Annotated in this window: 17 protein-coding genes and 2 tRNA genes; 6 read left to right on the forward strand and 13 right to left on the reverse strand. The window is 66.0% G+C overall.

The annotated features are described in order from the left end of the window. The 5 genes from JHD82_RS18890 to JHD82_RS18910 form a co-directional block, all read left to right on the forward strand. A partial coding sequence (locus JHD82_RS18890; protein ID WP_307838105.1) for a CbiQ family ECF transporter T component occupies nt 1-304 on the forward strand: 304 nt, incomplete at its 5' end. Between the two features lie 69 nt (nt 305-373). After that, nucleotides 374-967, forward strand: coding sequence for a biotin transporter BioY (locus JHD82_RS18895; protein WP_013801685.1), 594 nt, complete (start codon nt 374-376; stop codon nt 965-967). Further along, entirely contained in the window at nt 960-2,468 is a 1,509-nt protein-coding gene (locus tag JHD82_RS18900; RefSeq protein ID WP_199138105.1) for an AMP-binding protein, read from the forward strand. The genes JHD82_RS18895 and JHD82_RS18900 overlap by 8 nt, the downstream gene beginning before the upstream one ends. Then, the gene (locus tag JHD82_RS18905) at nt 2,465-3,664 is read left to right on the forward strand and encodes a thiolase family protein (RefSeq protein ID WP_199138107.1); all 1,200 of its coding nucleotides are present in this window, start codon (nt 2,465-2,467) and stop codon (nt 3,662-3,664) included. The genes JHD82_RS18900 and JHD82_RS18905 overlap by 4 nt, the downstream gene beginning before the upstream one ends. Nucleotides 3,665-3,668: 4 nt before the next feature. Next, nucleotides 3,669-4,394 (forward strand): nitroreductase, encoded by a 726-nt coding sequence (locus JHD82_RS18910; protein WP_199138109.1) that lies wholly within the window; start codon nt 3,669-3,671, stop codon nt 4,392-4,394. A 187-nt stretch (nt 4,395-4,581) separates the two neighbouring features. Here the strand turns inward: JHD82_RS18910 and JHD82_RS18915 are convergent, their stop codons facing one another. The 4 genes from JHD82_RS18915 to JHD82_RS18930 all read right to left on the reverse strand — a co-directional run bounded on the left by JHD82_RS18915 (nt 4,582) and on the right by JHD82_RS18930 (nt 9,383). Next, nucleotides 4,582-5,400, reverse strand: coding sequence for a MetQ/NlpA family ABC transporter substrate-binding protein (locus JHD82_RS18915; protein ID WP_012206404.1), 819 nt, complete (start codon nt 5,398-5,400; stop codon nt 4,582-4,584). A 134-nt stretch (nt 5,401-5,534) separates the two neighbouring features. Beyond that, nucleotides 5,535-5,885, reverse strand: a complete 351-nt coding sequence (locus tag JHD82_RS18920) for a single-stranded DNA-binding protein (RefSeq protein WP_012206405.1) — start codon at nt 5,883-5,885, stop codon at nt 5,535-5,537. A gap of 260 nt (nt 5,886-6,145) precedes the next feature. Continuing rightward, nucleotides 6,146-6,222 (reverse strand) — tRNA-Pro (locus tag JHD82_RS18925). A 107-nt stretch (nt 6,223-6,329) separates the two neighbouring features. Then, nucleotides 6,330-9,383 (reverse strand): FAD-binding and (Fe-S)-binding domain-containing protein, encoded by a 3,054-nt coding sequence (locus tag JHD82_RS18930; protein ID WP_199138111.1) that lies wholly within the window; start codon nt 9,381-9,383, stop codon nt 6,330-6,332. A gap of 53 nt (nt 9,384-9,436) precedes the next feature. Between JHD82_RS18930 and JHD82_RS18935 the strand changes: the two genes are divergently transcribed. Further along, entirely contained in the window at nt 9,437-10,435 is a 999-nt protein-coding gene (locus JHD82_RS18935; RefSeq protein ID WP_199138113.1) for a LysR substrate-binding domain-containing protein, read from the forward strand. Nucleotides 10,436-10,535: 100 nt separating this feature from the next. On the opposite strand, the gene JHD82_RS18940 is transcribed toward JHD82_RS18935, so the two are convergent. From JHD82_RS18940 to thrS, 9 genes are all read right to left on the reverse strand, one after another. After that, nucleotides 10,536-10,612, reverse strand: a tRNA-Pro gene (locus JHD82_RS18940). Nucleotides 10,613-10,642: 30 nt separating this feature from the next. Next, entirely contained in the window at nt 10,643-11,053 is a 411-nt protein-coding gene (locus tag JHD82_RS18945) for a MerR family transcriptional regulator (protein ID WP_013801679.1), read from the reverse strand. A 188-nt stretch (nt 11,054-11,241) separates the two neighbouring features. Further along, nucleotides 11,242-11,574, reverse strand: a complete 333-nt coding sequence (locus JHD82_RS18950; RefSeq protein WP_012206409.1) for an integration host factor subunit alpha — start codon at nt 11,572-11,574, stop codon at nt 11,242-11,244. 33 nt (nt 11,575-11,607) lie between these two features. Further along, on the reverse strand, nt 11,608-14,055 hold the full coding sequence (pheT, locus tag JHD82_RS18955; protein ID WP_199138115.1) for a phenylalanine--tRNA ligase subunit beta: 2,448 nt from the start codon (nt 14,053-14,055) through the stop codon (nt 11,608-11,610). Nucleotides 14,056-14,130: 75 nt separating this feature from the next. Next, nucleotides 14,131-15,183, reverse strand: coding sequence for a phenylalanine--tRNA ligase subunit alpha (gene pheS, locus JHD82_RS18960; protein WP_012206411.1), 1,053 nt, complete (start codon nt 15,181-15,183; stop codon nt 14,131-14,133). 110 nt (nt 15,184-15,293) lie between these two features. Then, entirely contained in the window at nt 15,294-15,653 is a 360-nt protein-coding gene (gene rplT, locus JHD82_RS18965; protein ID WP_012206412.1) for a 50S ribosomal protein L20, read from the reverse strand. Between the two features lie 26 nt (nt 15,654-15,679). Then, complete coding sequence (gene rpmI, locus JHD82_RS18970) at nt 15,680-15,883, reverse strand: 50S ribosomal protein L35 (RefSeq protein WP_012206413.1); 204 nt, start codon at nt 15,881-15,883, stop codon at nt 15,680-15,682. A 203-nt stretch (nt 15,884-16,086) separates the two neighbouring features. After that, nucleotides 16,087-16,704 carry a translation initiation factor IF-3 gene (gene infC, locus JHD82_RS18975; RefSeq protein ID WP_012206414.1) on the reverse strand — a complete coding sequence of 206 codons (618 nt, stop codon included), beginning with the start codon at nt 16,702-16,704 and terminating at the stop codon, nt 16,087-16,089. 80 nt (nt 16,705-16,784) lie between these two features. Beyond that, nucleotides 16,785-18,716, reverse strand: coding sequence for a threonine--tRNA ligase (gene thrS / locus JHD82_RS18980; RefSeq protein ID WP_012206415.1), 1,932 nt, complete (start codon nt 18,714-18,716; stop codon nt 16,785-16,787). Nucleotides 18,717-18,957 lie beyond the last annotated feature (241 nt).

Genomic DNA, 18,957 nt, shown 5'->3' on the forward strand with positions numbered 1-18,957 from the left:
CGCCTCCACGCTGGGCATGGCGCTGACCGTGAGCACACGCCCCAGCGATCTGGTCGATGTGCTGGAGCGGCTGCTGGCGCCGCTGGAGCGCATCGGCATCTCCCCCGAACAGGTGGCCCTGCAGCTGGCATTGATGCTGCGTTTCACCGAGCATTTCTTCGTGCAGTGGAAGCGCATGGACGATGCCCACCGGCTGCGCACGGGCCGCGCCGGCGGCCTGCGCCTGATTGCGCCGCTGACCATCCACATGCTGCAGGCCACGCGCCGCGTGTCCGATGCGCTGTGGGCGCGCCTGGGCCGCTGAGGCCTGCCCTGCCCCATTTCCCGACCGATCCATACGCAAGAGCCTTGCGAGAACCTTCCGAGAAACGTCATGACCGCCCCCTCCACCGTCTCACGCGCCTCTGCGCGCTCCATGGCCCAGGTCTCGCTGTTTGCGGCGCTGATGGCGGTCATGGGCCTGATTCCCAAGATCGACCTGCCGCTGGGCGTGCCCATCACCATCCAGTCGCTGGGCGTGATGCTGGCCGGCGTGATGCTCGGCCCCTGGCGCGGCATGCAGTCCATGCTGCTGTTCCTCGCAGCCGTGGCCGTGGGCCTGCCCCTGCTGTCGGGCGGGCGCGGCGGCATTGCCGTCTTCATGGCGCCCTCGGCCGGCTACCTGCTGGGCTACCCGCTGGCGGCCTGCATTGCCGGCCTGGTCATGCGTGCGCTGCCCCAGGGCTCGCCCCGGCGCGCGGCGTTCAGCGCCTTTGCAGCCTCGGCGCTGGGCGGGCTGGTGGCCCTGCATGCCTTTGGCGTGCTGGGCCTCATGCTGATGGCCAAGCTCAGCCTGTCGCAGGCCTTCATGGCTACCTTGCTGTTCGTGCCCGGCGATCTGATCAAGTGCGTGCTGTGCGCCCTGGTGGTGCACACGGTGGCGCGCGGCATGCCGGACTGGCCGTTCGGAGGCCGCCAGCATGGTTGAGCCGCTCGCGCCCCACCCGCTGGCCGCGCCGCTGCAGCACCCGTGGACCCTGGTCCATGGCCCGCTGGAGCATTGGGCCCGGCAGCGCCCCGATGCGATGGCGCTGCAAAGCGAGGCGGGCCAATGGAGCTTTGCCGCGCTGCATGCCGCCGTGCTGCAGCGCTCGGCCGCGCTGGTGGCCGGCCAGGCGCCAGAGATGCTGCTGCTGGACACGGGCGGCAGCGCCAGCACCGTGGATGCCATCGTCGAATTCCTCGCCATCCTGCACAGCGGCCGCTGCGCCGCCGTTGCCGACCCTGATTGGCCCGATACCGTGCGCAGCCGCATCGAGGGCTGGCTTCCCACGGCGCCCAGCGCTCTGGCCGAGGCCACCGCCACCGGCGCCTTCTACACCGGCTTCACCTCGGGCAGCACCGGGCTGCCCAAGGGCTTCATGCGCCACCACCGATCGTGGACAGAGAGCTTTCGCGTCTGCCTGCAGGACTTCGGCGCCGTGGCCGCGCAGCGCACCATGGCGCCCGGGCGCATCTCGCATTCGCTGTTCCTGTTCGGCGTGATGCAGGGCCTGTGGTGCGGCGAAGGCGCCGTGGTGCAGGAGCGGTTCTCGGCGGCGCGCTGCCTGGCCTCGCTGGCGCGCGGCGAAGCCCCCTGCCTAGTCGCCGTGCCCAGCCAGTTGCTGCTGATGCTGCAATGGGCCGCACACCGCGCGCTGGCGCCCATCCCCGAGGTGGAGCTGATCATGATCAGCGGCGCGCGCTGGATGCGCGCCCAGACCCCGGCCCTGCGCGCGCTGTTTCCGCGCGCACGCATCATCGAGTTCTACGGCGCCTCGGAGGCCAGCTTCATCGCCTGGATGGAGGCCGACGAACAGGCCCCGCCCCAGGCCGTGGGCCGGCCCTTCAGCAATGTGCAGTTGCAGATCCGCCTCGCCACGCAGCAGTCCGGCGACCAGCCTCTGCAGCCGGGAGAGGACGGCCTGATCTACATGCGCAGCCCCATGCTGTTCATGGACTATGTGGGCGAGGCGCGCGATGGCACGGCCGCTCTGCGCGATGGCGAATGGCTGTCCGTGCGCGACATGGGCCATATCGATGCCGGCGGCCAGCTGTGCCTGGCCGGGCGCCAGAGCCGCATGCTCGTCACCCAGGGCAAGAACCTGTTCCCCGAGGAAGTCGAGACCCTGCTGGCCGCGCACCCGGGCGTGGCCCAGGTCTCCATCCAAGGCCTGCCCGACGCCCTGCGCGGCATGCAGGTGCACGCCGTCGTGCAATGGCACGGCGCCGCGCCCGCAGGCTCCGCACAGGCGCTGGCGGCCTGGCTGCGCGAGCGCCTGGAAAGCTACAAACTGCCGCGCCAATGGTGGAGCTGCACCGACTGGCCACAGACCGCCAGCGGAAAGACCGACCATGGCCGGCTGGCGCGCATGCTGGCGGCCACTGCTACCGCCACGGACGCTGGCCAGACACTGCCCGGCGAACCCGCGCTGCTGCCCCTGCCATGAACCCGCAAGACGCCCCCGTCATCCTGGCCTGGGCGCGCAGCCCCGTCGCCCCCGTGGGCGGTGCGCTGCGCGAGCTTGCGGCGCACGAACTGGGCGCTCCCGTGCTCCAGGCCTTGCTGGCCCGGGCCGGCCTGCCTGCCCGGGCCGTGGATGCCGTGGTCTTAGGCAACGCCCTGGGCGCAGGCGGCAACCCGGCCCGCATGCTGGCCCTGGCTGCGGGCCTGCCGGAGCGCTGCGCGGCCCACAGCGTGGACACTCAATGCTGCTCTGGCCTGGACAGCGTGGCCCTGGCTGCGGGCCTGCTGCTGTCGGGCCAGGCCGATATCGTGGTGGCCGGTGGTGCCGAGGCCTGGAGCCGTGCCCCCATCCGCCAGACACGCCCGCGCCATGCAGACGAGTTGCCCGTCACCTATGACCGCCCCGCGTTCGCTCCCGACCCCGCACGCGACCCGGACCTGCTGCAATCGGCCGCAGACCATGCACTGGCCCACGGCATCACCCGCGCCGTTCAGGAGGCCCATGCCATCCACAGCCACGCGCTGGCGCTCGCGCACCGCGACCGGCTGGCCCAAGAGATCGTGCCCATGGCCGGGCTGGACCATGACGCCTATCCGCGCGCCTTGAACCCGGCCCGCGTTGCCCGCATGCCCGTGGTGGCCGAAGCGGCTGGCGCCGTTGACGCCCATGCACGCCAGCGCCATGCGCTGAGCACGCCCACCATCTCGCCCAAGGCCGATGGTGCCGCCCTGGTGCTGCTGGCCACGCCGCAGGCTTGCGCACGCCTGGGCCTGCAGCCACGCGCCCGATGGATTGCCAGTGCCTCGCTGGGCCATGCGCCGGAAACACCGCTGGTCGCCGCCGCACTGGCGGCCCAGCAGGTGCTGGAGCGTGCAGCCGCAGCGCTCCAGCTGCCTTGCCTGACGGCGGCAGAGCTCCAGGCTGTGGAGCTGCACGATGCCTTCGCCGTGCAGGCCCTGGCCTTTGCCGAAACCCTGGGCCTGCCGCTGCAGCAGCTCAACACCGGCGGCGGTGGCCTGGCGCGCGGCCATCCCATAGGCGCATCGGGCGCGGTTGCGCTGGTGCGCATGCTCTCAGACCTGCACCGCACGCCAGCAGCCCACAGACCGGCCCTGGGCCTGGCCGCCATTGCAGGTGCGGGCGGCATAGGCGCGGCCTGCCTGGTGCAGGCGCTTTGAATCCATGGACTCCGCATTTCCCATGTCCGCCAATCCACCGTCCGACACCCTTCCCTTTGGCGATGCGCATGAGGCCCTGGTGCACGCGCGCCGCTCCGTGCGCGCCTACCGGCCCGATCCCGTGCCGGACGCGCTGCTGCACCAGTTGCTGCAATCGGCCCGCCGGGCGCCCAGCGGCGGCAACCTGCAGCCCGGCCAGTTCATCCAGGTGCGCGGCAGCCTGCGCGTCGCACTCACACAGGCGCTGCTGGCCGACTGGCAAGGCGGAGCACCTGAGCGCGAGGACTACGGCTACTTCCCCCGCCCCATGCCCATGGCGCTGCGCAAGCGCCAGGTGGCATCGGCCCAGGCCCTGTACAGCGCCCTGGGCGTGGCCCGCGAGGACCGCGCAGGGCGCGACGCCCAATTCGGCCGCAACTACCGCTTCTTCGATGCGCCCGTGGCGCTGGTCGTGAGCATCGACGCCCGCTTCGGCGCAGGCGGCTACATGGACCTGGGCATGACCCTGTACGGCCTGCAAATGGCCGCAGCCGCCCAGGGCCTGGGCAGCTGCGCCATCGGCGCCCTGGCCTCCTACCCCGACACCGTGCGCCGCGTGCTCGACCTGCCGCCCGGCGAGCACATCGTCTGCGGCCTGGCCCTGGGCTGGCCCGACGAGGCCGCCCCCGTCAACCGCACCCAGACCACCCGCGCACCGCTGACCGAATACTTCAGAGTGCTGGGGGAATAAAAAAAGCTGCCGAAATCGGCAGCTTTGCGAGCTCGCGCCCACTAGTACGGGTCATGGCGATGGCACCACCAAGGCCCAACTCGGGGACACCGAGGAAGGGCAGCCCCGCACCGAGGGTGTCGTCCCCCTCCCCCGCGAAGCGGGTAGAGAGGGGGAAGGCGCGTCAGCGCCTCAGGGGGTGCGTTCTTCAGAACGCAGGAATCACCGATCCCTTGAACTGCACATCGATGAACTGGCGCACTTCATCGGAGTGGTAGGCCTTGATCAGCTGCGCCACCCAGGGCTTGCCCTTGTCGGCATCGCGCGCGACCAGGATGTTCACATAGGGGTTCTTGGCGTTTTCCTGCGCAATGGCATCGGTCTTGGGGTTCAGGCCCGCCGAGATCGCGAAGTTGGTGTTGATGGCCGAGGCGTCCAGGTCATCCAGCGAGCGTGGCAGTTGGGCTGCGTCCAGCTCCACGAAGCGCAGCTTCTTGGGGTTGGAGACCACGTCCAGCGGCGTGGCCTTCAGGCCCGCGCTTTCCTTGAGCTTGATCAGGCCCTGGGCCTGCAGCAGCAGCAGCACGCGGCCACCGTTGGTGGGGTCGTTGGGGATGCCGAACTTGGCGCCCTGGGGCAGGTCGGCCAGCTGCTTGATCTTCTTGGAATAGATGCCGATGGGGAAATTCACCGTGTCGGCCACCCAGCCGATCTTGTAGCCGCGGTCGCGCACCTGGGCGTCGAGGTATGGGCGGTGCTGGTAGCTGTTGGCGTCCAGGTCACCGGCAGACAGCGCGGCATTGGGCTGCACGTAGTCGCCGAATTCCACGATCTGGATCTTCAGGCCGTTCTTCTCGGCGACCTTCTTGACCTGTTCCATGATCTGGGCGTGCGGGCCGGCCGTGACGCCGACCTTGATGGGCTTGTCCTGCGCCTGCGCGGGCATGGCCAGCAGGGTCATGGCGGCGGTGCTGGCAATCGCGGCGGCCGTGAGCGTGCGGCGGAGGAAATGGCGCTTGGTGGGCATGGATGCGGTTCCTTGTAACCTGTCAAAAACACAGGCGCACACTGTAGCGCCAACACAGCGCGCGGCGGCCGTACCGGCACACTGCGGCTAGACAGTTTTTTCAGTAGCTCACAACCGGCGCCGCAGCGCGGGCGTCAGCGGTCCTGGAACTCGGGCGTTGCCATCACCTGGTGGGCCACGACATCCAGTACGGGATGGGGTTGCTCCTGGCGGTCTATCCAGACCTTGGGCGTGAAGCTGCCACGCAGCGCCACGGCATCGCCTTCGATCAGATTGCGCAGCACCTCGCAGGCCTGGGCATCGAATGCAACCACGTTGACCGGGATGGAGGTGCCATCGGATGCCTCGGAGCGCACGCGGGCCACCATGAAGGGGCGCCGATTGCGGTCGCTGCGGTGTTCGGGCGTACCGGTGAGTCTGCCGGTAATCAGTCCATCCATCATGTGCGAGACCAGGAAGAAATCGTCAGTTACAAAAGACGCCATTGTAGGTGCAGGTTTTACGTGCCCAGACCGGGACGCGCATCTTCGCGGTGCATGGACTTTTCATGCGCTGGCTGCCCTCGCCCTCCGTGATGGACCTGCCTGGCGAAGCTGTACTTGCACTTGCACTTGCACTTGCACTTGCACTTGCTCTTGCTCTTGCTCTTCGCGGCAAGGCGCCATCGCGCGCAAAATCGAACGCGCAAAAAAACGAACGCACAAAGCAAAAAGCTCCTGACGTTTCCGTCAGGAGCTTTGCGTTTTGGTCGGCGTGGCGGGATTCGAACTCGCGACCCCTTGCACCCCATGCAAGTGCGCTACCAGGCTGCGCTACACGCCGAAGCATTGAATTATAGGGACTAAAAACAGGCCTTCAGGGAAAACGCAGAGATTTTTCAAAAATGTCTGCAAATTCCTGAAATGGCGACGATCAGCCCCCGCACCTTCTCACCCCTGATGCGTGGCGCGCACGTGGTCCAGCAAGGCCTCCAACGGATGGCGCAACTGGCGTGCAGACAGTCGCTTGACCTGGCTGCGGCAGGAATAGCCGGTGGCCAGCGGCTCGCCCAGGTTCTGCTTGCTCTCGATCTGTTTCTCCCATGACTGGGCATAGATGGTCTTGGAGGTTTCGAGGTTGCGCGCCTCATGCCCGTAGGTGCCCGACATGCCGCAGCAGCCCGTGGCCTCCACGCTCAGGCGCAGCCCCCGTCGCTCGAAAAGCTGCGTCCACTGCTTGCCGCTGTCGGGCGCATTGGTCTTTTCAGTGCAGTGCGGCAGCAGCCGGTAGGCCACGCTGGCCACGCTGGTCACTGCCTCGGGCAGCACCTGCAGCAGCCACTCCTGGGGCAGCGCGACCTTCGGCACCTCGCCCATGCCCGGCACTTTGAGATATTCCTGCCGATAGGCCAGCGTCATGGCCGGGTCCAGCCCCACCAGCGCAACGCCGGACTGCGCCAGTTGCGCCAGCTGCGCGGCATTGCGGATGGCCGCCTTGGCAAAGGCGCCCATGAATCCCTGCACATGCAGCGGCTTGCCATTGGGCAGCAGCGGCGCCAGCCAGACCTGGAATCCCAGGCGTGCGGCCAGCTCGATCAGCACCTGCAGCTGGCCGGTCTCGAAGTAGCGGGTAAAGCTGTCCTGCACGATGACCACGCTGCGTGCGCGCTGCTCGGGCGTGAGCGCGGCCAGCGCCTGCGCATCGGCCGCACGCACCTTCCATTGCCGCAAGGTGGCTGCCAGGTCCAGCCGGCTCAGCAGCGGGCCATCGACCATGCCGATGCGACGGCTGAGCACATCGCGCATCCATGGCGAGCCCATCACCCCGTTGTAGAGCGCGGGCATGCGCGCCAGCCAGGGCATGGTGAACTCCAGCGAGCCGATCAGGTAGTCGCGAACGGGCCGCAGGTAGCGGCGGTGGTAGAGCTCCAGAAAGCGCGAGCGGAATTCGGGCACGTTGACCTTGACGGGACACTGCCCGGCGCAGGACTTGCAGGCCAGGCAGCCGGCCATGGCGTCATAGACCTCGTGCGAGAAATCGGCCTCGCCGCGGCGCGCCGCGCGGCTGTTGCGCCAGCGCGCGGCCAGGCTGGACAGGAAGGGCTGGGGCCGCTGCGCGACCTCCAGCACGTTCACGCCGGCCTGCCCCTGCAGGCGCAGCCATTCGCGCATCAGCGAGGCCCGGCCCTTGGGCGAATGCACGCGCTGGCGCGTGGCCTTCCAGGACGGGCACATGGCATCGTCCGGATCGAAGTTGTAGCAGGCGCCATTGCCGTTGCAGTGCATGGCCGCGCCATAGCTTTGCCATACGCGCTCGTCGATCTGCCGGTCCAGCTCGCCGCGCGTGGTGACGCCGTCCACCTTGAGCAGCAAGGTCTTGCTGGCCGGAGGCGTGGCGATCTTGCCGGGGTTGAGCTGGTTGTGCGGGTCGAAGGCGGCCTTGAGCTGCTGCAGCGAGGGATACAGCTCGCCGAAGAATGCCGGCACATATTCGGAGCGCAGGCCCTTGCCGTGCTCGCCCCACAGCAGGCCGCCATGGCGCTGCGTGAGTTCGGCCACCGCGTCGGAGATGGGGCGCACCAGGGCGGCGTCCACGGGGTTCTTCATGTCCAGGATGGGGCGCACATGCAGCACGCCGGCATCGACGTGGCCGAACATGCCGTACTGCAGGCCGTGGCTGTCCAGCAGCGCGCGGAACTCGGCAATGAACTCGGGCAGGTTCTCGGGCGGCACGGCCGTGTCTTCGACAAAGGGCTGGGGCCTCGCCTCGCCCGCCACGTTGCCCAGCAGGCCCACGGCGCGCTTGCGCATGGCATAGACGCGGTGCACCGCCGCATTGCCGGCCGCCAGCGTGTGGCCCAGCCGCTCCACCGAGGCGTCGGCGCCCAGGTGCGCGAGGAAGGCCTGCACGCGGCCATCGACCTCCTGCGGATCGTCGCCACTGAACTCCACCAGGTTGATGCCCAGCGTGGGGCGCTGGCCGTCCTGCGGAAAGTACGCGGCCACGCTGCTCCAGACGAAGTCCTTCATGGCCAGCAGCAGCACCTTGGAATCCACCGTCTCAATGGACAGCGGCCGGTGCGCCATCAGCGCGCGCGCATCGCGCAGCGCATCCATGAAGCCCGCATAGCGCACGTTGACCAGAACCGAGTAGCGGGGAATGGGCAGCACGTTGAGCCGCGCCTCCACCACGAAGCCCAGCGAGCCCTCGGCGCCGCACAGCACGCTGTTGAGGTTGAAGCGCCCGTCGCCTTCGCGCAGATGGGCCAGGTCATAGCCGGTGAGGCAGCGGTTGAGCTTGGGGAATCTGGCCTCGATCAACTCCGCCTGATCCTCGCTGATGCGCCGCGCCGTGCGGTGCACCTTGCCGATGCGGCCCGAATCGGCGCACATGCGCTCCAGCGCCTCGGCATCCAGCGGCGCGCTGTGCAGGCGCTCGCCGCCCAGCAGCACGAAGTCCAGCGCCAGCACGTGGTCGCGCGTCTTGCCATAGGTGCAGCTGCCCTGCCCGCTGGCATCGGTGTTGATCATGCCGCCGATGGTGGCGCGGTTGGAGGTGGACAGCTCGGGGGCAAAGAACAGTCCGTATGGCTTGAGCGCGGCGTTGAGCTGGTCCTTGACCACGCCTGCCTGCACGCGCACCCAGCGCTGCTCGGCATTGATTTCGAGGATGCCGTTCATGTGCCGTGACAAGTCCATGGTCACGCCATGCGTGAGCGACTGCCCGTTCGTGCCTGTGCCGCCGCCGCGCGGTGTCAGCACCACATCGCGGAATTCAGGCCGCGCCAGCACCTGCGCCGCGCTGGCCACATCCTCGGCGTGACGCGGGTAGATGGCCGCCTGCGGCATGCGCTGGTAGATGGAGTTGTCCGTGGCCAGCACGGTGCGGCTGGCATGGTCCGTGTCCACGTCGCCCTCGAAGCCGGCGGCCTTCAACGCGTCAAGAAACTCAAGGTATTGGGCAGGCACGGGGGCGCTGGCGTGGGGCAATGGGGCAATCGACATGGAAGGCAAGGTGGGGAGATTTGTTGCAGGAGATCAGCCCAGGAAACCCATGCATGCAATACACGATTTCAGGCCGACCATGGCCGCAAGTATCTCTACACTCTTCCTCTGGAACAAACGAAAATTGCGACCGCAAACACTGCATAAAACTCATGAATTACCGACGCCTGACGCCCTCCATGTCCCTGCTGCTGGTCTTCGAGGCGGCCGCGCGCCACGAAAGCTATGCGCGTGCGGCCGAGGAGCTGTCGCTCAGCCAGAGCGCCATCAGCCGGCAGGTGCAGACACTGGAGGCGCAGCTGGGCATCAGCCTGTTCCGCCGCGAGGGCCGCACGGTGCGCCTGACCGACGTGGGACGCCGCTACTTCATCGATCTGGGCGCCGCGCTGGGCCGCATACGCAGTGCCACCCTGCAGGCCATGTCACGCCAGTCCGGCGGTGGCACGCTCAACCTGGCCACCCTGCCCACCTTCGGCTCCAAATGGCTGCTGCCGCACCTGCATGGCTTCTACCAGGCGCAGCCCGGGGTGACGATGCACATCCACTCGCGCATCGGCGATATCGATTTCGACAGCGCAGAGATAGACGCCGCCATCACCGTGGGCACGGGAGACTGGCCCGGGCTGACCGCGCATCGCCTGTACCACGAGTTTCTGGTGGCGGTGGCCAGCCCGCAGGCGCTGCAGCAGGCCGGGCAGGCAGCAGCCTCGCCGGATTGGGCTGGCCAGCAGGTGCTGCTCACGGTGGCCAGCAACCGGCAGGCCTGGAGCGAGTGGTTCACGCACTATCGGCTCGATCACCGGCAGATGCGGATAGGGCCGAGCTTCGAGCTGACCTCGCACCTGATACAGGCCGTGCTGGCAGGCATGGGCGTGGGCCTGGTGCCACGGGTGCTGGTGGAAGAGGAGATGGCGCGCGGTGAGCTGCACGTGGTGGGAGACGCCATCCCCAGCCAGCGCAGCTACTACCTGGTCTATCCCGAGAGGAACGCGACACTGCCGGCGCTGGCAGCCTTCCGGCAATGGCTGCTTGAGACCTGCGCTCAGAGTTGAGCTCTGCGCAACGGCCGCTCCCCTTCAGCGGTTGGTAGCGGCTGGCAATGGCACAAAGAAAAACGGACCACAGCCAGAAGCTGTGGTCCGTATTCATTTATGGTCGGCGTGGCGGGATTCGAACTCGCGACCCCTTGCACCCCATGCAAGTGCGCTACCAGGCTGCGCTACACGCCGAAGAATTCAATTATATACAGCTTTTTGCTCTCAAATAGAAAGCAGCGCACGAATCTGCAAAAGCTCCTCGCGCACGGCCTCCGGCTCCAGCGGAACGCTTGCCGCGGCATCGCCACCGAGCAGCGGCGCGGCAGCCGGCGCCGACACCACGACACCGGCCTGCAGCGCGGGAACCACGGCAGACCCCGAGGCTTCGCGCAGGCGATTGCGCGCGCCGTTGATGGTGAAGCCCTGTTCGTACAGCAGCTCACGGATGCGCCGGATCATCAGCACTTCGTGGTGCTGGTAGTAGCGGCGGTTGCCGCGCCGCTTCATGGGACGCAGTTGCGTGAACTCCTGCTCCCAATAGCGCAGCACATGCGGCTTGACGTCGCACAGATCCGCGACCTCACCGATGGTGAAGTAGCGCTTGGCGGGAATCTGGGGCAGAAGTGAAGCCATGGCAAATGTGGATGAGGTCAGGATGTGCAATGCCGCTGGTGCGCGGACGCCGATCCGGGAAGAAGGCCGAGCCTACTGCACAGCTCGCCTGCAGGCCAGCACCCTGTCGTAAAAACAGCCCATCCACCGCAAGGCAGACAGGCTGACGACAGCTGGGCCACGGCGAGCCGGGCCCCGGGGACGACCTTTCAGGACGCGGAACCCGTCGTGCCTTCCTGGATCTGCTCCTTGAGCTTGCTGCTCGCATGGAAGGTCACGACGCGGCGCGCCTCGATCGGAATGGCCTCGCCCGTGCGCGGGTTGCGCCCCGGACGCGGCGCCTTGGTGCGGATCTGGAAGTTGCCGAAACCCGACAGCTTCACATCCTCGCCCGTCACCAGGCTTTGCGAGATCAGCTCGAAGAACGCATCCACCATTTCCTTGGATTCGCGCTTGTTCAGGCCGATCTCGTCGAACAGCAGGTCCGCCAGCTGCGCCTTGGTCAGCGCGGGCGAATCAAGACTTTCCACCGTCAGTTCCATCACGGGATCTCCTTTCACGGCATGGGCCTTCCATCAGGCGCGCAGGCGCGCGTCCAGGCGTTGCTGCAGCTGCTCGAGCACGGCCTGCACGGCCTGTTCGATCTGCACATCGGTCAGCGAGCTGTCGTCATGGCCCAGCGTCAGGCGCACGGCCAGGCTCTTTTCGTCCTGCGCCAGCGCGCCCGGTGCCGCTGTCTCGCCGGCCTTGAGCGCCTTGGGACGGAACACATCGAACAGCACGACGGAGCGCAGCAGGCCGCCTGTCTGGGCAGCTTCCACCGCCTGCATCAGCTGGGCATGCGTGGCCTTTTCGTTCACGACCACGGCAATGTCGCGCTCCACGGCCTGGTGCTTGGCCACGGGCTTGAACACCGGCACCTCGCGCGCCAGCACGGCATCGAGCTCCAGCTCGAACAGCACGGGCGCCTGGGCCAGATCCCATTGCTGGCGCCACTGGGGATGCAGCTCGCCGATGAAGCCGATGGACTGGCCATCGAGCAGCACGCGCGCGCAGCGGCCCGGGTGCATGGCCGGATGCTCGGCCGGCTCGAACACGGGCTTGCGCGGCGCCAGCAGCGCCTCGACATCGCCCTTGACGTCGTAGAAGTCCACCTTGGCTTCGGCGCGGCCCCATTGCAGCTGCTCTCCAGCACCCCAGGCCAGGCCCGCCACGCGCATGGGCTGGTAGAAGCCCTTGACCGTGGTGTCGCTGTCAACAACGCTGTCATCCTTGAGGAAGACACGGCCCAGCTCGAACACGCGCACGCGCTCGGCCTTGCGGTCGGCATTGAACTTGAGCACCTGCATGAGCGAGCCGATGAGGCTGGAGCGCATCACGCTGAGCTGGCTTGCGATGGGGTTGAGCAGCTGGATGGGATTGGCGTTGCCAGCCAGATCCTTCTCCCACGCGGCTTCCACAAAGCTGAAGTTGATGGTTTCCTGGTAACCCAGATCGGCCAGCGCGCGGCGCACGGCGAACTGGCTGCGGCGGTTTTCGGCGCGCAGCTTGGGCGCAATGGGCGCCAGCGGCTTGGTCGTGGGCAGGTTCTCGTAACCCACCATGCGCGCCACTTCCTCGATCAGGTCTTCCTCGATGTTGATGTCGAAGCGGAAGCTGGGCGGCGTGACGGTGAGCACGCCATCGCCCTGCTCCACCGGCAGGCCCAGGCCGGCCAGCGCATCGTGGCACTGCTGCTGCGTGAGCGGCATGCCGATGACCTTGGCCGCACGCGCCACGCGCAGCGTGACGGGCTTGGGCTGGGGCATGTTGGCCTGCTGATCGTCGATGGGGCCGCAGACGGTCTCGGGCGTGCCGCAGATCTGCAGCACCAGCTCAGTGATGCGCTCGATGTGCTCGACCGTCAGTTCGGGATCGACACCCCGCTCGAAGCGGTGGCCCGCATCGGTGGAGAAGTTGTAGCGGCGCGAACGGCCGGCAATCGACTTGGGCCACCAGAATGCGGCCTCGATGTAGATGTGACGCGTGTCGTCGGACACGGCCGTGGCGTCGCCGCCCATGATGCCGGCCAGCGACTCGACTTCGCGGTCATCGGCGATCACGCCCACCTGTCCATCCACGGTGACGGTGTTGCCGTTGAGCAGCTTGAGCTGCTCGCCTTCCTTGCCCCAGCGCACCTGCAGGCCGCCGTGGATCTTGTCCAGGTCGAAGATGTGCGAAGGACGGCCCAGCTCGAACATCACATAGTTGGAGATGTCCACCAGCGGCGCCACGCTGCGCTGGCCGCAGCGCGCCAGGCGATCGACCATCCACTGCGGCGTCTTCGCCTGGGTGTTGACATTGCGCACCACGCGGCCCGAGAAGCGGCCGCACAGGTCGGGCGCCTCGATCTTCACGGCCAGCCTGTCCTGCACGCCCACGGCGGCAGGCGTGAACGACTGGGGCTTGAGCGGCGCGCCGGTCAGCGCAGCCACTTCGCGCGCCACGCCGTAGACGCTCAGGCAATGTGCCAGATTGGGCGTGAGCTTGAGCGTGAGCAGCGTGTCATCCAGGTTCAGGTATTCGCGGATGTTCTGGCCCAGGGGCGCGTCCAGCGGCAGCTCCATCAGGCCGCCATGGTCCTCGGACAGCTTGAGCTCGCGTGCCGAGCACAGCATGCCGAAGCTCTCCACACCGCGCAGCTTGCCGATCTTGATCAGGAAAGGCTTGCCATCTTCACCGGGCGGCAGCTCGGCGCCCACCGTGGCGCAGGGCACTCGGATGCCCACGCGCGCGTTGGGCGCGCCGCAGACGATGGTCAGCAGCTCGGGGCCGCCCACATCGACCTGGCACACGCGCAGGCGATCGGCATTGGGATGCTGCTCGGCAGCCTTGATCTCACCGACGACGATCTTGGTGAACGGCGGCGCCACGGGCTCCAGCTCCTCCACCTCCAGGCCGGCCATGGTCAGGGTGTCGGCCAGTTCTTGGGTGGTCAGCGGCGGATTGCAGAACTCGCGCAGCCAGGATTCGGGAAATTGCATATCAGACTCTTTGGCGTTGGTTCAGTCCGCGCGCCGTGGCGCTGGCGGACTCTTTGGCGAAGGCTTGCAGCCGGATCAACGGAATTGCGACAGGAAGCGGATATCGCCGTCAAAAAACAGTCGCAGATCGTTGACGCCATAGCGCAGCATGGTCAGGCGGTCAGGCCCCATGCCAAAGGCAAAGCCGATGTACTTTTCGGGGTCCAGCCCCATGTTGCGCACCACGTTGGGGTGCACCTGGCCGGAGCCGGCCACTTCCAGCCAGCGGCCGGCCAGCGGGCCGCTCTGGAACTGGATGTCGATCTCGGCGCTGGGCTCGGTGAAGGGGAAGAAGCTGGGACGGAAGCGCAGCACCAGGTCGTCGCTCTCGAAGAAGGTCTTGCAGAAGTCGGTGAAGACCACCTTCAGGTCCTTGAAGCTGACGTTCTCGCCAATCCACAGGCCTTCGCACTGGTGGAACATGGGCGAGTGCGTGGCATCGCTGTCCACGCGGTAGGTGCGGCCCGGCGCGATCACGCGGATCTCGGGCATGCCCTGGCCGGCGTCCAGCCGCTCACGGTATTTCTTGACGTGCTGCACAGCGTGGCGCACCTGCATGGGGCTGGTGTGCGTGCGCAGCAGATTGGGAGCCTGCTCCGTGCCGCCTTCCACGTAGAAGGTGTCGTGCATGGAACGGGCGGGATGGTCTTCCGGCGTGTTCAGCGCCGTGAAGTTGAACCAGTCGGACTCGATCTCGGGGCCCTCGGCCACATCGAAACCCATGGAGCCGAAGATGCCCTCGATGCGCTCCAGCGTCAGCGACACGGGGTGCAGGCCGCCCTGGCCACGGCGGCGGCCCGGCAAGGTCACATCCAGCACCTCGGCCTTCAGGTGGGCCTGCAGTTCGGCATCGGCCAGGGCCTTGCGGCGCGCGGTCAGCGCGGCCTCGATGCCTTGCTTGGCCACGTTGATGGCGGCTCCGCGCGACTTCTTCTCTTCGACGGAAAGCTGCGCCATGCCCTTCATGAGCTCGGTCACCTTGCCCGACTTGCCCAGAAACTGCGCCTTGGCGTTTTCCAGATCAGCGGGGGTTTGTGCCTGCGCGAACAGCTGCTGCGCGCTCTCGACCAGAGAATCCAACTCGTTCATATCGACTCTTTATCGACTGTGAAAAGAAACAAGGGCTAGCAGCCTTTTCAAGCCCTAGCCCTTGCTGTTTGCGCTGCAGACCATCACGAGGATGGCCGCAGACCGTTATCTCAAGCAGCCAGCTTGGCCTTGACTTGATCAACGATGCTGCTAAACGCAGCCTTGTCGTGCACCGCGATATCGGCCAGCATCTTGCGGTCGATCTCGATGGCTGCCTTCTTCAGGCCGTTGGCGAACTGGCTGTAGGTCAGGCCCAGTTCACGTGCAGCGGCGTTGATACGGGCGATCCACAGACGGCGGAACACGCGCTTCTTGGCACGGCGGTCACGGTAGGCATATTGCCCAGCCTTCATCACCGCCTGCTTGGCGATGCGGAAGACATTGCCGCGGCGGCCGCGGAAACCCTTGGAAAGGGCCAGAACTTTTTTGTGACGGGCGCGGGCCGTTACACCACGTTTGACGCGAGGCATGTGTTTTCTCCTTGTTCGTCAGTGAATTACAGGCCAGCCATCGGCAGCATTTGTGCGATAGAGCCCATGTTGGTCTCATGCACAGACACTGCACCACGCAGGTGACGCTTGTTCTTGGTGGTCTTCTTGGTCAAGATGTGACGCTTGAAGGCTTGACCGCGCTTGACGGTGCCACCGGGACGAACGCGAAAACGCTTCTTCGCGCTGCTCTTGGTCTTCATTTTGGGCATTTGAATGCTCCTGTTGTTTGTGCTCGTGAGGCGGCTCGCAACACTGCGCGCACTTGCTGGCCCCGAGACACTTCTGTGCCAACCCGGAGGCCGGCAAGAACAAGGGACATGGAAACCATGTCCCTTGCATCGCACGCCCCGCGCAATCAACTCGCGCACGGCCTGCAAATTCTGTCGCCCCTCAACGAAGGGCGAAACCGCGATTATGCCTTATCAGCCACCGCAGGTGCAGCAGAAACTTCTGCCGGCTTGCCGCCAGCTGTGGGCTTCTTGCGCGCAGGGGCGATCATCATCACCATCTGGCGGCCTTCCAGCTTGGGGAACTGCTCCACCTGGATGGAATCCGCCAGATCGTCACGCAGACGGTTCAGCAGGTCCAGACCAATCTGCTGGTGCGTGATTTCACGGCCGCGGAACCGCAGCGTGATCTTGCACTTGTCACCATCGGCCAGGAAACGGCGGATGTTGCGCAGCTTGATGTTGTAGTCGCCGTCGTCGGTACCAGGGCGGAATTTCACTTCCTTGATTTCGATGACGGTCTGCTTGGCCTTGGCTTCGGCAGCCTTCTTCTGTTCAAGGTACTTGAACTTGCCATAGTCCATCAACCGGCAGACAGGTGGAGTGGCAGTGGCGGCAATTTCCACCAGGTCCACGTCCAGCTCGCCCGCCATGCGCAGCGCTTCCTGCAGAGGCACGATGCCCAGCGGCTCGTTCTCCGGGCCGGACAGACGCACTTCAGGCGCCATGATTTCACGGTTGAGACGATGCTTGCGCTCTTCACGGTGGCGCCGATCACGAAATTCAGTAGCTATGGTTCTCACCCTTGGATTTAAGTTGCTACAACAGCGTAGCCGCTTGTGTGCAGTACACGCAAGCGGCTACCGCCTTTGGAGATGCTCCATCAGGCCTTCGCCGCGATGTCCTTGGCCACGAGTTCAATGAACGCATCGACCGACATCACACCGAGGTCCTTGTTGCCCCGTGCGCGCACTGCCACTGCACCAGCGGCCTTCTCCTTGTCGCCAGCAACAAGGATGTAAGGCAGCTTTTGCAACGAATGCTCCCGTATTTTATACGTAATCTTTTCGTTGCGCAGATCTGTCGCCACCCTAAGGCCTTGATTCGGAAATGCTTTTTGCAGCTTTTGTGCGACTTCCCGCACATAGTCCGCCTGCGCGTCGGTGATATTGAGCACGGCGGCCTGCACGGGAGCCAGCCAGGTCGGCATGGCGCCAGCGTGCTGCTCGATGAGAATGCCGATGAAACGCTCCAGGCTGCCAACGATGGCACGGTGCAGCATCACGGGGCGATGGCGGTCGCCATCCTCGCCCACATACTCCGCATCCAGGCGCTCGGGCATGGAGAAATCCACCTGGATGGTTCCGCACTGCCACTGGCGGCCGATGGCGTCCTTGAGCGTGTACTCGATCTTGGGGCCGTAGAACGCGCCATCGCCGGGCGAGATCACGTACTCGCAGCCCGAAGCCTCCAGGCTGTTGATCAGCGCAGCTTCTGCCTTGTCCCAGCTTTCATCGGAGCCGATGCGCGCCTCGGGGCGCGTGGCGACCTTGTAGATGATGTCGCTGAAGCCGAAGTCCGCGTAGACCTTTTGCAGCAGCGTGGTGAAGGCCAGCACTTCGGGCTGGATCTGGTCTTCGGTACAGAAGACGTGGCCGTCATCCTGCGTGAAGCCGCGCACGCGCATGATGCCGTGCAGGCCGCCCGTGGGCTCGTTGCGGTGGCACTGGCCGAATTCGCCGTAGCGCAGCGGCAGGTCGCGGTAGCTCTTGATGCCCTGCTTGAAGATCAGGATGTGGCCGGGGCAGTTCATCGGCTTGAGCGCGTAATCGCGCTTTTCCGACTCGGTCGTGAACATGTTCTCGCGGTACTTGTCCCAGTGGCCGGTCTTCTCCCACAGGGTCTTGTCCAGGATCTGCGGACCCTTGACCTCCTGGTAGCCGTTGTCGCGGTACACGCGGCGCATGTACTGCTCGACCTCTTGCCACAGGGACCAGCCCTTCGGGTGCCAGAACACGGTACCCGGCGAATGCTCGTCGATGTGGAACAGGTCCAGTTCGCGGCCCAGCTTGCGGTGGTCGCGCTTCTCAGCCTCCTCCAGCATGTGCAGGTACTGCTGCAGGTCGTCCTTCGATGCCCAGGCCGTGCCGTACACGCGCTGCAGCATCTCGTTGCGATGGTCGCCACGCCAGTAGGCGCCAGCCACCTTCATCAGCTTGAAGAACTTGAGCTTGCCGGTGCTGGGCACGTGCGGGCCGCGGCACAGATCCTCGAAGCTGCCTTCGCGGTACAGGCTCACATCCTCATTGGAGGGGATGCTGGCGATGATCTCGGCCTTGTAGTTCTCGCCGATGCCCTTGAAGTACGCAACGGCCTCGTCGCGCGGCAGCACGCGGCGCACCACGGGCTCGTCCTTGGCGGCCAGTTCGGCCATGCGCTTTTCGATGGCGACCAGGTCCTCGGGCGTGAAGGGGCGCTTGTACGAGAAGTCGTAGTAGAAGCCGTTCTCGATCACGGGACCGATGGTGACCTGTGCGTCAGGAAACAGATCCTTGACGGCATAGGCCAGCAAGTGGGCCGTCGAATGGCGGATCACGTCCAGGCCATCTGCATCCTTGGCCGTCACGATGGACAGGGGCATGTCCTTGTTGATCACAAAGCTGGTGTCCACCACCTTGGCGTCGTCGCCCGTGCCAACCTTGCCAGCCAGCGCAGCCTTGGCAAGGCCCGTGCCTATCGATGCAGCCACTTCAGCCACGGTGACCGGGCCGGGGTACTCACGTTGCGAACCATCGGGAAGCGTAATGTGGATCATGGGATTCCTAAAATATTTCTCAGGGGGCGCGCATCCCCCAAAAGCAAAAAGCGCGGAGCCAGGTCCGCGCTTTCTTGGGGTCGAGTGAATCTCGTGCAGGCGCGAACCGCCAGCCGCTAGCGGCCGGTGTACATCTCCGATGTAGTTCGCGGTGTCATAACCATGATGCCTTTCTCGCCCTTGTCAGTTGTTGTCAATTGAAAACTTCCGCCATTTTAACCCCAGCAAAGAAAAAGCGCCC

The organism is Delftia sp. ASV31, assembly GCF_016428765.1.
Classification (GTDB): domain Bacteria; phylum Pseudomonadota; class Gammaproteobacteria; order Burkholderiales; family Burkholderiaceae_C; genus Comamonas; species Comamonas acidovorans.

What these genes read in the sequence shown, in the direction of transcription:
- JHD82_RS18895 (WP_013801685.1), top strand. Translation starts at nt 374, where the DNA reads ATGACCGCCCCCTCCACCGTCTCACGCGCCTCTGCGCGCTCCATGGCC.
- JHD82_RS18900 (WP_199138105.1), top strand. Translation starts at nt 960, where the DNA reads ATGGTTGAGCCGCTCGCGCCCCACCCGCTGGCCGCGCCGCTGCAGCAC.
- JHD82_RS18905 (WP_199138107.1), top strand. Translation starts at nt 2,465, where the DNA reads ATGAACCCGCAAGACGCCCCCGTCATCCTGGCCTGGGCGCGCAGCCCC.
- JHD82_RS18910 (WP_199138109.1), top strand. Translation starts at nt 3,669, where the DNA reads ATGGACTCCGCATTTCCCATGTCCGCCAATCCACCGTCCGACACCCTT.
- JHD82_RS18915 (WP_012206404.1), bottom strand. Translation starts at nt 5,400, where the DNA reads ATGCCCACCAAGCGCCATTTCCTCCGCCGCACGCTCACGGCCGCCGCG.
- JHD82_RS18920 (WP_012206405.1), bottom strand. Translation starts at nt 5,885, where the DNA reads ATGGCGTCTTTTGTAACTGACGATTTCTTCCTGGTCTCGCACATGATG.
- JHD82_RS18930 (WP_199138111.1), bottom strand. Translation starts at nt 9,383, where the DNA reads ATGTCGATTGCCCCATTGCCCCACGCCAGCGCCCCCGTGCCTGCCCAA.
- JHD82_RS18935 (WP_199138113.1), top strand. Translation starts at nt 9,437, where the DNA reads ATGCAATACACGATTTCAGGCCGACCATGGCCGCAAGTATCTCTACAC.
- JHD82_RS18945 (WP_013801679.1), bottom strand. Translation starts at nt 11,053, where the DNA reads ATGGCTTCACTTCTGCCCCAGATTCCCGCCAAGCGCTACTTCACCATC.
- JHD82_RS18950 (WP_012206409.1), bottom strand. Translation starts at nt 11,574, where the DNA reads ATGGAACTGACGGTGGAAAGTCTTGATTCGCCCGCGCTGACCAAGGCG.
- pheT (WP_199138115.1), bottom strand. Translation starts at nt 14,055, where the DNA reads ATGCAATTTCCCGAATCCTGGCTGCGCGAGTTCTGCAATCCGCCGCTG.
- pheS (WP_012206411.1), bottom strand. Translation starts at nt 15,183, where the DNA reads ATGAACGAGTTGGATTCTCTGGTCGAGAGCGCGCAGCAGCTGTTCGCG.
- rplT (WP_012206412.1), bottom strand. Translation starts at nt 15,653, where the DNA reads ATGCCTCGCGTCAAACGTGGTGTAACGGCCCGCGCCCGTCACAAAAAA.
- rpmI (WP_012206413.1), bottom strand. Translation starts at nt 15,883, where the DNA reads ATGCCCAAAATGAAGACCAAGAGCAGCGCGAAGAAGCGTTTTCGCGTT.
- thrS (WP_012206415.1), bottom strand. Translation starts at nt 18,716, where the DNA reads ATGATCCACATTACGCTTCCCGATGGTTCGCAACGTGAGTACCCCGGC.